Genomic DNA, 13,739 nt, shown 5'->3' with positions numbered 1-13,739 from the left:
AATTGCTCCTATCTATCAAGATACGATTTACTTATTTATCGCCACAGGTACATTGACATCATCCACATTAATATGTCCCCATCCGCCCGTTTCATAGTCTACAACTTTGATGTATAACTCCTTGCCTATATAATCCGAAGCATCCCAGTTAACTCTTCGATAGGCTTCCCAGTTACCACCCGTTTCCTTCATTAACTCTTTGCCGTCTGAAGCTCTTACCAGCGCTAGATATAGTCTGTCGATATTAGCTCCGCCTCCAATAAGGAAATCGATTTTTCCGTTTCCACCTAACACAAAGTTCTCCGATTTTAACACTCCTGTCAATGAATCCCCGCCTTTTTCTCCATTAAAACCCCATAAATGGTATCGTTCCGGGTCGATTCGGTCTGAGGCTTGGTTAAAAGGTCCGCCCCATCCCCAATCGTTTGCCTTGGAAACGTGTTCATTACTAAAAGCTTTCCCTTCTACAACAGTCCATCCTGTTAAATCGCCGGTTTGGAAATCATGGTTTGGCAATCCTGTACTTTCTGGAATAGGATCTCCTCCGCCATTCAAATCAGGCCAATAGGCAGGAACCGTTTCCCCGTATGCGGAACCCATTTCCCATACTTTCATCGATACTACTTTCGCCTTTCCGCCACTACTCCATAACTCAAGGCCCAGTGCATCGGAAAGCGTTGGATATACACGTGATGTGATACTTTTTTTGCCATTCGCATAGGCTTCTATCATGGACCGGTCCAGATAAATATGAAGCTTGAGGTTCTCTTTTCCAATCTTAAGCTCTCCGCCCTGTATCCCTTTTTGGATATCCGGATCAAGACTCGATTTGTTTCGATCAATGTTTAGTGATTGTTTTTCAACATCAAAGAATAGTAATGTTTCTTCCTCGCCATTTGCTGACTTTCTAGCTTTTAGCCCCACTTGTTTTGCAGAGGCTGGATTGATTTCCAGTTGAATTTCCAACAGATCACCTTTAACATTTGTTAATAATTCATTGGCTTTATCTGTATTTTCATTCTTGATTGAAACAAGTTCCTTTTTCCTTAAGGAATCTAATTCGGAAATTGGTTTAATCCCTAATCCACCTTCTGAAGTTAATGAAAGCTCAAGCGGCAGCCCTGCATTATGAGCCCAGCCAGCATCGTAATGCTGCTGCTCTGTCCGGCGATCTTGTGCAATACTAAAGAGAATCGAACGTCCCTTTCCATCAACCATTCCGCTTGGTCCTGTAAAGTGTTCACCATAATCAAATTGTTTCGGTTCCTCGTGGTCAGGAACAAACTCTAATTTTTCTTTATCCCATGTTCCAATCCAATACCAAACATATTTGACATTGTGTGGACTGTACCCATCAAACCAAGGATTGAAAAAGAAGACATATTTTTCAACGCCTTTTGCATCTTTACCTAATGGCAAGAACACTGGCAACTCCCAAACCTGGCCTGTTTTCGGGTTTTGCTTATAATTGCCGACAATCAGCGGCTTTTTGTATTCCCAATCTTTCAGGTTCTTAGAGGTATAAAGAAGTGCCGTTCCCCCTGCACCTTTAATACCTGAACCAACAAGCTGGTACCATGTATCTCCATCTTTCCAAACGTACGGATCACGGAATTGCCCGTACCATACCTCCCCTTCTTTTGCCGTCAGGTTTGGCGCTTGAACCGTAACTGGTTTCTCGTACATGGACCATTCTTTCAAATCCGGGTCTTCAGGATCGTTACTCGTTGCCAGACCCGTCATTTGATTTGGAACCTTTTTATCATCCCCGGCTGTAAAAAATAACACCGGATTCCCATTAGCATCAACTGTTGATCCGCCTGACCATACACCATCAGGCGCAACGGAGTTCCCATCAGGTGCAAGAGCTATCGGTTCATCCTTCCAATGAACCATATCCTCGCTTACAGAATGCCCCCAATGAATTTGATGCCAATATGGGCCTTGCGGATTATTTTGATAGAATAGATGATATTTCCCATTATAGTAGAACGGTGCATGAGGCTCGTTCATCCAATGCTCTGGTGCAATAAAATGATATTGCGGCCGGTACCGGTCGCCATCATATCTGCTCCGATCTGGTGCCAAATCAGGTATTGGAAGTTTATGATTCTCAAAACTACTTAAATACGAATCATAATTTTCTTTAATTTTTTCCCCTGATAGCGAAAGGTTATGCATTTTTAATTCGTCCATCATTCCATTAAACATATTGGCAGTGAAAGCTCCATTAACCAAAGCAGCACTGTTATGTTTTCCGATTAATAAATCATTTGAAGATGGTGTGATGGTCCCTTTTGGTGTGACGCTCTCCCCGACTAATTCACCATTCAAATAAAGCTTCATTTTTTGCTCTGCCTTATCAAAGGTGGCAACAATATACGACCATTTATTTTTTTCAAGAGGTTTGTTTTCGGCAGCCCAAACTTCCTTCCACTCACCGTTAATACTTGCCTGAAACGACCATTTCCCCTGTCGACCCATACCAAGGATATAGCCTTCGCTTGCAGCTTTATTGTGTTGATTTACGATCGCTGACAATTGGCCGAGATCGCCCCACTCATAAGATCTTGGTGCGACCCATGCTTCAATTGTGAGGGCATCCGTCGGCTTAATCACCTGGTCAGAAGGCCTCGTAATCCATGTAGAATATCCGTCGAACAGTAAAGCTTTATTACGAATCCCATCTCTCCATAAAGGATCGGTCGATGGCTTGTATAAAGCTTTCGTAAACACATAGGAAATAGGGTCTGCCATTCCTGTTACGCTGTCTTTTGTCATGGTTCCACGACCTTCATCCAATGACCAGCTGGCTATTTGAATGCCGCCAGTCATCACCGGCTCTTGATTAAAAACGTGAAAATCATCGACATTGATGTGACCGAATCCGCCAGAATGATAGTCAACAACTTTCATATACAATGCCTCTCCGATATATTCTGATGCATCCCAACTGACTCTTCGATAGGCTTCTGTATTGGATCCCGTTGCTTTAAAAAGCTCTTTTCCATCCGAAGCACGAACCAAGGAAACATATAGTTTCGTAATATCCTGGCCCCCGCCAACAAGGAAATCAATCTTTCCATTCCCGCCCAGTTTGAATGCAGTTGATTTCATTACACCCGTACGGAAATCAGAGTTTGCATCATTCGCTGCGCCGGCAAATCCCCAAACATGGTACGTTCTTTGCTGCTGAAAAGGACCGCCCCAAAAACTAGTAACATCCGATACTGGACGATCAAATGCAGAGCCTGCCTCTGTCCATCCTGATAAATCTCCAGTCTCAAAATCCGGATTTTCAATTTCATTTGGCAGACTGCCTCCATCAACGGCCACTTGATCTATTTTTGAAACAAAGGTTGCGCTGTCCAAATCATATACTTTTAATGATTTTAGGGATACTTCTCCACCGGTTGTGTAAAGTGCAAGAGATTGATTGTTAGTATTAGGGAAGAATTGATCCGTCATCACAACACGGCCATCTTGACCAAATACTTCAACAGATGCCTTGTCAACAATCAGATGGAGTTTAAGGGTTTGATTACTGGCATTTAACGGTGCTTCATGTTTTGCAGCAAAATTGCCATAGAAACTTGATTCACCAGCATTGGAACGGTCAACAAACAAGTTTTTATTGCCAATATCGTAACCAATCTTTGTTTCCCCGCTATCGCCCTTTCGAACTTTAAAACCAAACTCCGTTGCTGTCACCGAATTCAAATCAAATTCCGCCATAATCTCAAAGGTATCTCCTGATACGTTCGAAAGCAGATTTTCTCCCGGAGTTAGCACTTTATTTTCAAATACTTGTGGCGTTCCCCTCAGACTTTCTAACTCTTTTACAGATTTCTGTGTAAGGCGAATTCCTTCCCCATCAACAGTTGATAAGCCAAGTTCACGCGGAATCGACATCGTTCCTCTGAATGAGGATGTTGGAATGTCCTGCCCATATTTCCAATTATTCATCCACCCGAGCCATAAACGGCGTCCATCAGGGACATCACTCCATGAAACAGCTGCATAAAAATCAGCCCCATAATCGGCCCAGAGGACTTTACTAGGATCATTGGAATTGGTGAAGGTTTTCCCATCAAAATCACCAATAAAATACTGCATCCCCGAACCGCCGGCAGGGGCCCCTTCACTGATACTGACAGCTAATACCCACTTCTTCTTAGTTGGATCTCCATCAACCGGAAGGGCAAATAAATCCGGACATTCCCATGTTCCCTTATGGGAGCCGTCTTGGTTTCCAAATTCACTTACTTTCGTCCATTTTTTTAAATCTGGCGATTGATAAAAATAAACCCGGTCACCAGCTGAAATTACCATAATCCACTTTTTTGTTTCATCATGCCAAAATACCTTTGGGTCCCGGAAAACATCAATCCCCTCTGGCATAGGGATAATTGGATTGCCATCATACTTCGTCCAAGTACGGCCCTTATCGTTGCTGTAAGCTAAACTTTGAACTTGATGACCACCTTTTTCCTGAGTAAATACAGCAACCATCGGCGGTTTAGAGTCTTTTCCAAATCCAGTCGTATTGTTCCAATCCACAACTGCACTCCCTGACCAGATAAAACCTGTTTCATCTGGATAAAGACCGATCGGCAGGTATTCCCAATTGACCAAGTCTTTACTTACCGCATGTCCCCAATACATCGGTCCCCACTTTGATTCAGCAGGATTATGCTGATAAAACAGATGATACTCCCCATCGTAATACACCATGCCGTTGGGATCATTCATCCAGTTTTTTTCCGGAGAAAAATGAAATTTGGACCGATATGGTTCATTTTCGCCATCAACAGCCGAAATCGATGTTTCACCTGTTTCGGCTTTACTAGAAACAGTGGGCATAAATATTGAAATAATTAAAGAAAAAATGACCACTACCGATATTCCTTGATTTTTTAATCTTTGCTTCAACCCTGTTCCCCTCCAACATTTATTTATCACTACTATCCAAGCAATTAGAAGGCGCTTACAAATCAACTTATAAGAATGGGTGCTAATATGTATTGTTTAAGTGCACCCTAGAATAATTTTTAATCTTCAGTTTGTTCCCTTCATGTTTAGCAACTGGTTAAACCATAATTGACATAAGTAATAAACTGCATATGCTGCGAGACTGCCTATGATGAAAATCGTAGCTGGATAAAAGTAGAAAAGAGCAGTACCCGCCCCAACAATTATCAATAAAAGAATCGTTAAGACCGGGTTCATAAGGGAAAAGAGAAAGGCATTTCGAATAACGTGCTTGAAGCTTAGTTCAAAATGGACCATAATCGGAAATAGATAAATGGAGATCGAACTAAACAACAAAATGCCAATGACTAAGATGATATACAGAACGAGGTGACCAACAGAACTGCTTGGATCTATAAGCCTATAATCAAAATATAAGAAACAGGCAAGTACCGACCAAATAATCGAGATAATAAAGCTTTGTTTGAAATTTCCTTTAAAAATTTTTAAAAAGCTTTTAAAAATACTTTCTGTTTCCTGTTGTAAAATGCGTTTGCGGACAACGCCAAACATGGCTGCTGTTGCAGGAAAAAAGGTTATTAAGGGGAGCGAAGTAATGACCCATAGTAAATTTAAAAGAAATAAATCTACCATTGTATCCAAGGTATTAAATAATCTGTTGTTTAAACCATTCATTAATTTCATTCCCCCTATTACCTTTTTACTACATTATCGCCAAGTAGATTTTAACGAATAAAGCTCTAACGAGTGTAACTTAATTTCTCCATGTTTTACATAGAGCTCCAATTGCTTATTTTCTTGATTTGGGAAGATTAAGTCCGTTATGACGGACTTTCCATTATTTCCAAACAATTCTACAGACGACTGGTCAACAAAAACATGTAGAGTGATCTTATTATTTTCTGGTTGTAGATAGCACTCATGTTTTCCTGCGAAGGCCTCATGGAAAGCAGCCTCTCCTGAATTAGTTCGATCAATAAATAATGTTTGGTTTTCTACATCAAATCCAATAATTGTTTCTTCATTGGCACCCTTACAAACTTTGAACCCAAATTCCGTTGCGGTTCCAATTTCAAACTCCGCAATGATTTCGAATGTGTTACTATTCACATTTTCTAAAAGATTTTTACCGGGTACAACCACTTCATTTTGAATTAATATTTTTTCATCACGAATACCTTGTAACTCACGAACTGGTTTTTGTACAAGCCGAATCCCTTCGTCGGTTTTCTTTAGCTCAAGTACTCTAGGAATCGTCATCGCACTTCGCCATTCTTTTGTAGGAGTAACATTTGCATATTGCCAGTTGCTCATCCAGCCAATATAAATCCTTCTTCCGTCCTCAGCTGGAACATCGGACCAGCTAACGCCCGCATAATTATCGCGTCCGTGATCAATCCAAAGAGTCGTTTCTGGTTTGTAATCATTGAAAAATGTTTTACCATCAAAATCGCCAATAAAATATTGCGTTCTGGATCCCTCTTCAAATTTTGGATCATTGCCAATGCTGACAAATAGCACCCATTTTTTCTGATTGGAATCCCCATCAACAGTTAATTCAAAAAGGTCGGGACACTCCCAGACACCCTGATGTGAGCCATGTCCTTCTCCAAATTCACTGGCAAACTCCCATGATAGTAAATTTTTCGAAGTGTATATTCTAACGGTTTGACCTGCGGCTAATACCATGATCCATTGATTTGTTTCACGGTGCCAGAACACTTTTGGATCACGAAAATCTGTTATACTTTCTTCTTGCAGAACAGGGTTCCCCTTATATTTTATCCATGTACGCCCATTGTCTTTGCTATAGGCAAGACTCTGCCTTTGTCGTGGACGATTAGAATCAGGGTATGTATCCGCATGGGTGAAAATTGCCACTAACCCTGATTTCCCTTCAAAGAAACCGCTTGTGTCGTTCCAATCTACGACTGCACTACCTGAGAAAATCGTTCCATGCTCATCTGGTACCAAACCAATCGGGAGGTGTTCCCAGTGAACAAGATCTTTACTTACCGCATGTCCCCAATGCATGGGACCCCATGTTGTTCCATTGGGATGATATTGATAGAATAAGTGATATTCCCCGTTATAAAACACCATCCCATTTGGGTCATTCATCCATTGGCGCTCCGGTGAGAAGTGATACTGCGGACGGTACTTTTCTGTATAATACTGTTTTTTTTCCAAGACGTTATTATTCATTTCTTACACTCTTCCTTTCCCAGGAATCCTTTTTTTACGCTTTGTTAAGGTTTGCTGTTGATTATTTCAGTTAAACTATTAGGCTCAATCTTGTTTTCATCATAATAAAGAGTCTTTGCTGTTGATAAAGATTGAGAATGGTATATGATGTTTTGCAACATGATGATTTTTCCATCTAATTGCTGACTAATTTTTATTACACGTGGATCAGAAATGCCCTTCTTCTTTGCTAATTCGTACATACTCTGGCGAAATTCATCTATAGTCTCCCGTAAAGCTGATACAGTCCCCATTGATTTTATTTCCTTTCCACAGTTTATCGAATATTGTTAATATATAAAAACTAATCTATCTATATATAACCAGCACAGACTTTTACCCTCCGCCCAAAATCAAAACTTTCCTTTAACAAAGCCTTTTTTTAAAAACCTTTCAACTTGCTCGATAGTTGGAATACTAGGAATTCCACCTTTTCCTTCTGTCGTTAGGGCACCAACTGCATTAGCAAAAGTGACCATTTCTTCAAATTCTGATGCAGTTAAATGAGCTAACGGTTTTTTCCTTTCAAGGATTTGATATAATACACCGCCAACAAAGGCATCTCCCGCTCCCGTTGTATCGACAACGTTTACTTGATACCCTTTTATACTGGCATATCCTTGTATGCTTCGGTAAAAACAGCCTTCTGGCCCTAACGTGACAAATATTACAGCTGTACCAAATTGTTCCTGTAAAACTTCCGTGCCCTTTATGACATCACGATAGCCGGTTAAAAATTCCAGTTCCTCCTCTGAAATTTTAACGATGTCAGCATATTCAAATCCCTTTAAAATCTGCCGCTTTGCTTCATCAAGTGACCTCCACAAAGGAGTTCGCAAATTCGGATCATAGGAAATCGTTACTTTATGCTTTTTGGCATATTCCAATGCAGTAAAAGTGGCTGACGCTGCCGGTTCATCTGTTAACGATAAGGAACCAAAATGAAAGATGCGCGATTGTTTAATTGTATCTTCATTAATTTCAGTTTCCTCCAGCATGATATCGGCACCTGGATTTCGATAAAAGCTAAAAGAACGATCCCCTTTTTCATCTAAATGAACAAAGGCCAAGGTTGTATTGACAGTTTTCGAGAATAAAAGATTGGTTGTATCAATCTTTTGGTCTACTAAGACACCCTTAAGCATCTGGCCAAATTGATCATGGCCCACTTTTCCGATAAACGCGGTTTTCTTATTTAATCTTGAAAGTGCCACAAGGACATTGGCCGGCGCTCCGCCAGGGTTTGTTTCAAATAAACCATTCCCCTTTTCCGAATGACCGGACGGAGTAAAATCAATTAATAACTCTCCTAAAGCCGTGACATCAAACATGTACATCATCCCATTTTGTTTTTTAATAGAAAAGCCAGACAACAACGGGGTCTGGCTTTATGTCAGAATTATTGGTTGTTATAGCGGTCTAATCCTTTTTGGTAAATTTTCATTAATTTATCAAGACCCATATCATTTAATTGCTTCACATACCCATCCCAGTCCTTCTGAATTCCTCCCTCGATCAACCATTGAGCTTCTTTTTGCTTCACAAAGGCTTTAATTTCAGGCTCAATCGTATTAATCACTTCAAGCTCTTCAGGGCTAAAGAAGATAGCTGGATAGCTTTCTTGTACCATATGTGGTTTATAATACTGGTCAAGAATTTGTAATCTTTCCTTTGCTCTTGGCTCCATGTCTACAACTTTACCAAAATGCTCCTTTAAGACTACAAACGGACCGCCAGGAGCAACCTTTTGACGTAATTCACCCATTGCTACGCCTGCTGGAAGCTCTTTATTCACTAACATGCCATTCGCATCTTCCTCGTAAATTTCACCAATTGGGCCCCAGTTAATTTGTGCTGACATTTTTGGCTCATATAATTGGTCAACCCAGCGCATCGTAATCTCAGGGTTCTTGTTTGCTGAGGTAATCACAAAGGCATCTCTTCCATACTCAGAATAGTTTGATCGCCCAATGACAACTTTGCCATCTTTCCCTTTTAATGGAGGTAATACCACGTAATCTTTCACTCGATCTGGTCCAACTACTTCCGTATTTTCCCACCAAATGAAAGAGCCAAGTGTTGGATTCTGCGTTTTCCCTTTTGCAAAAAGCTGCTCTGTCTTTTGGGTGACAACCTCAGGATCAATTAAACCTTCTTTTACCCAGCCGTTATAATACTTAATGGCTTCCTTAAATTCCGGCTGAACCGCTGCATAAATAACTTTTCCATCTCTGACGATACGGTGATCGGCTTCAAATGGAGCATCCGGCAGCCCGAATAATCCAATTAAATCTCCTTCATTCCCGCACCAGCCGTTATACCAGAAAGTCAGCCCAATTTCATCTTTCTTACCGTTTCCGTTTGCATCCTTTTCGACAAATGCCTTTAACACATCATGATATTCTTCTAATGTCGTTGGCATTTGCAGACCCAGTTTATCTAACCATGTTTTATTAATGAACATAATGTTAGGCATTCCGATTAAATCCATTTCTTCTGCACGCGGCAGGGAATAAATATGTCCATCCGGTGCTGTTACAACTTTTTTCAAGTCTGGTCTTTGTTCAAATAACTTTTTTAAATTCGGGGCATATTCGTCAATTAAATCCTCTAATGGGATAATGGTGCCATTCTGCCCATTTTGCACAAGATCATTATCTGAAAAGCCTGACGCATAGAACGCATCTGGCAGGTCGCCACTTGCCAGCATTAAGTTTTTCTTTTCTTGATATCCATCGCCAGGGATATTATTCCATTTAATTTGAACGTTTGTTGCTTTTTGAAGTCGGTCAAAAATCACCATTTTGGAATAGTCGGGTGCGAGAGCTGCCTTTGGTGAAACAATGTTTAGCGTTACTTGTTTGTCGACAATCGGTAACCCTGTTTTATGAAAGGCGGCATCTGCTTTTTTTTCGGAACTAGCTGAATCATTGTTTGAGCAGCCAGTTAATGCTAATGAAGCACTTAATCCTAAAACCAACGCCATTGCCATGCTCTTTTTCTTGTTTTTCTGAACATTTTTCCTGATTGATCGAATCATTTGTTTTTCCCCCTCTAGGATATTAATTGGATGGTAAACAATCAATTACGTCTACCATCACCCCCTTAATGCAGATCATTACTATTAACCTTTAATTCCGCCAATCATAACACCTTTTACAAAGTACTTCTGAACAAATGGGTAGACGATTAAAAGCGGAATGGAAGCTACAATAATCACACCGTACTTAATTAGCTCAGACACTCTTTGTTTTGCTGCTAAGGAGTCCAAATCACTGATCATCATCGTCGAGGCCTGATTTTGAATTAAGATATTTCGTAAAATTAATTGCAAAGGATATAAGTTTTCATTATTCAAATAGATTAACGCATCAAAATAGGAGTTCCAGTGCCCCACTGCATAAAATAGGACCATAACAGCCACAATCGGTTTTGATAAAGGAAGGACAATCTTCCAGAAAAATTTCACATCCGAGCATCCATCTATTCGTGCTGCTTCTAATAACTCATTAGGAATAGAGGACTCAAAAAACGTTTTGGCCACGATGACGTTCCATACCGCAACAGCTTTTGGAAGGATTAGCGCCCACATAGTGTTAAGCAAACCAAGATTCTTAACAACCAGGTATGTAGGAATTAATCCGCCTGAGAAAAACATCGTCATGAGGAATAAAAACATAATCACATTTCTTCCATATAAATCTTTTCTTGATAATGCATAGGCAGCCATTAAGGTAAAAGAAACGTTTACAATCGTACCAACCACCGTATAGATGATGGAGTTCTTATAGCCCAGCCAAATCTTGCTGTCTCCAAAGATTCTCTGATACCCTTCAAGGGTCAGCTCTTTTGGCAATAGCCATACCTTTCCTTCGTAAATCATGTTTGGGTCACTGATAGAGGCAATTATAATAAAGTACAATGGATAGACTACCAATAGTAAGATGATCGCGACCAGAAAAAAGTTAATAATATCAAAGACCTTATCTTCCTTCGATTTTCTTGTCATCCTCTTATTCTTTAAAGCTAATATACTCATTTATGCTGCACCTCCCGTTACCATAATCCTGTTCCGGATAATTTTTTTGCAAACTTATTTACTGAGACTAATAAAACTAAGTTAATCACTGAATTAAACAATCCTACTGCGGCAGCAAAACTATATTGCGCCTGCTGTAACCCCATCTTATAAACATAGGTTGGGATAATCTCTGCTGCAGGCTGGTTCATTGGTGTTTGTAACAGGTAAGCCTTTTCAAAGCCAATATTCATAATGTTACCAACGTTTAGAATTAATAGAATAACAGCCGTTGGCATAATGGCCGGAATATCAACATGAAAAATACGCTGCCACTTATTTGCTCCATCCATTACCGCAGCCTCATGCAGTTCAGGGCTGACTCCTGCAAGCGCTGCTAGATATATAATCGCAGCCCATCCGGTTTCTTGCCAAACGCCTGAGGCAATATATAATGGTTTAAACCAATCAGGTTTTGCCATAAACGAAATCGGATCACCGCCAAAAATCAGGATTAAGTTATTAATAAGACCATTGTTTGAAAAGAAGACATAAATCATACCCGCTAAAACAACTACTGATATAAAATGCGGCGCATAAACAACGGTTTGAACAAAACGTTTGTACTTATCACTTCTAATTTGGTTCATCATGAGAGCTAGGAAAATTGGAAGCGGAAAACCAACGATTAGTTGTATAACGCTAAGACCAAGAGTATTTTTAATCAGGCTCCAAAATTGATAGGAGTCGAAAAATCGCTCAAAATGTTTAAATCCAACCCACGGACTTCCCATAATTCCTTTTGTTGCAACAAAATCTTTAAAAGCAATTAATATTCCATACATCGGGACATAATGGAAAACAATAAAATAAACTAAAGCGGGTAAAAGAAATAAATAGAGCTGATAATTACTCAAGATTTTTTTTAGTTTTGATGCTTTTCTTACTTGAATGGGTGAATCGATGATCGGATTTGCCTTCCTTGCCACTTCCATATTCTTGCCTCACTTTCAACAATGTTTTTTTGTTTTGTCTAACATTCCAATTGAAACGTTTCCAACAATAGCTAAAAAATTTTGTGTTATCTAAACCGTTTCTTCCTTTCTTTACATCATAGGTATTTCGATATATCTCTTACTTGAATTCTTCATTGAAACGTTTCCAAAGGGAGTTAAAAAAAATTATATTTCTAAGGTTCCTCCCTCTCTGTAACGAGAGGCATTTGATAAACCCTTATTCTCCAACTTTTTAATTGAAACGTTTCCAATGAAGAGTTAAAAAAATTGCAAATAATAGCTAAGTTGTTTCGCCCTCTCTGTACATGACAGGGATTCGATAAATCTCTTGCTCCAGTGCTTCACCTTCAATCTTTCTTAAGAGAAGCTTTACAGACATTCTTGCCATTTCCTCAACTGGCTGCCGGATTGTTGATAGAATTGGATGAAACAGCTTATTATCCTGAATTCCATCATATCCGATTACTTTTACATCCTCTGGAGTCCGCAAGCCATATTGTTTAGCTTTATCGATATAATTGGCGGCAAGTAGATCGGTATTGGCAAATATCCCGTCCACATCCTGATGTTCTTTCATTTTAAAGAAATTTTCGAAATATTTTTCATTATTAAAAACAGCACCAAGCTCCTCGTAGATGATATATTCGATACCTTGAGCCTCTGCTTCATCGATAAATCCCTTTTTCCGAAGTTCAACCTCACTATAAACATCACTATAGGTTGCAAGATATGCGGCTTTTTTAGTTCCCACTTTCACAAGCTCTCTTACGGCAATGCGGCCGCCAGTGTAGTTATCCGAGGTTACGCATGTGATTTTTTTTCCAAAATGGCGGTCAATGCTGATAATCGGAATATCAGTACTCACACTATCTTCGATGTCATTGTAAGTGATTCCAATAATGCCTGCTACTTTATTCTGATTGAGCATATCTAAATAATAAAGCTCTTTGTCAGGTCTTCCCCCACTGTTGCAAAGCATCAATTTATACCCTTCTCGGTCAAGCTCATCTTCGATATAATAGGCGAGCTCTGAGAAAAATGGATGCCATACACTCGGAATCACCAGCGCAACCATTGTTGATTTTTGCATTTTAAAATTTCTTGCCACTTCGTTTGGAATATAATTTAATTGTTTGATCGCTGCATTCACTTTCTCCCGGGTTTCAGGCTTTACAGTTGGATGATTGTTTATGACTCGTGAAACAGTGCCAACCCCAACTCCTGCCAGTTCTGCAACATCTTTAATGCTTGGCACTACCACTACCTCCAGTAATAAAGCGATAATATTATCGCTTTGGAAACGTTTCATCGTTCCATACACCTATAATATCACCATCTTGGAAACGTTTCAATGCTTTTTTATAAAAAAATTCTGATTTCTTTTTTCAAGCTAGAATGTATTTTTTAATGCCTCTGCTACACCGTCCTCATCATTGGAAAGTGTGATATCATTAGTACACCAGAACCAT

General features: G+C 39.7%; 9 protein-coding genes. All 9 read right to left on the bottom strand.

All coding sequences use genetic code 11. The features are described from left to right. Positions 1-27 precede the first annotated feature (27 nt). A complete protein-coding gene (locus AC4QJR_RS04565; RefSeq protein WP_496525453.1) occupies positions 28-4,932 on the bottom strand; it encodes a GH32 C-terminal domain-containing protein in 4,905 nt (1,634 codons plus the stop codon). Between the two features lie 126 nt (positions 4,933-5,058). Then, positions 5,059-5,667, bottom strand: coding sequence for a YesL family protein (locus AC4QJR_RS04560; RefSeq protein WP_496525452.1), 609 nt, complete (start codon positions 5,665-5,667; stop codon positions 5,059-5,061). A gap of 33 nt (positions 5,668-5,700) precedes the next feature. Further along, positions 5,701-7,197, bottom strand: coding sequence for a glycoside hydrolase family 32 protein (locus AC4QJR_RS04555; RefSeq protein WP_496525451.1), 1,497 nt, complete (start codon positions 7,195-7,197; stop codon positions 5,701-5,703). 44 nt (positions 7,198-7,241) lie between these two features. Beyond that, positions 7,242-7,490 (bottom strand): Spo0E family sporulation regulatory protein-aspartic acid phosphatase, encoded by a 249-nt coding sequence (locus AC4QJR_RS04550; RefSeq protein WP_496525450.1) that lies wholly within the window; start codon positions 7,488-7,490, stop codon positions 7,242-7,244. Positions 7,491-7,589: 99 nt separating this feature from the next. Beyond that, entirely contained in the window at positions 7,590-8,567 is a 978-nt protein-coding gene (locus AC4QJR_RS04545) for a PfkB family carbohydrate kinase (RefSeq protein WP_496525449.1), read from the bottom strand. A 68-nt stretch (positions 8,568-8,635) separates the two neighbouring features. Next, positions 8,636-10,276: an ABC transporter substrate-binding protein gene (locus AC4QJR_RS04540; RefSeq protein WP_496525448.1), complete on the bottom strand. Its 1,641-nt coding sequence runs from the start codon at positions 10,274-10,276 to the stop codon at positions 8,636-8,638. A gap of 84 nt (positions 10,277-10,360) precedes the next feature. Beyond that, positions 10,361-11,275 carry a carbohydrate ABC transporter permease gene (locus AC4QJR_RS04535; protein ID WP_496525447.1) on the bottom strand — a complete coding sequence of 305 codons (915 nt, stop codon included), beginning with the start codon at positions 11,273-11,275 and terminating at the stop codon, positions 10,361-10,363. Between the two features lie 17 nt (positions 11,276-11,292). Next, a complete protein-coding gene (locus AC4QJR_RS04530) occupies positions 11,293-12,249 on the bottom strand; it encodes an ABC transporter permease (protein ID WP_496525446.1) in 957 nt (318 codons plus the stop codon). 301 nt (positions 12,250-12,550) lie between these two features. Further along, positions 12,551-13,525 (bottom strand): LacI family DNA-binding transcriptional regulator, encoded by a 975-nt coding sequence (locus tag AC4QJR_RS04525; RefSeq protein WP_496526620.1) that lies wholly within the window; start codon positions 13,523-13,525, stop codon positions 12,551-12,553. Positions 13,526-13,739: the final 214 nt, after the last annotated feature.

Source organism: Neobacillus sp. BP17 (assembly GCF_059579525.1).
The sequence above is the reverse complement of the archived record's forward strand: the minus strand, read 5'-3'. Positions and strand labels throughout refer to the sequence as shown.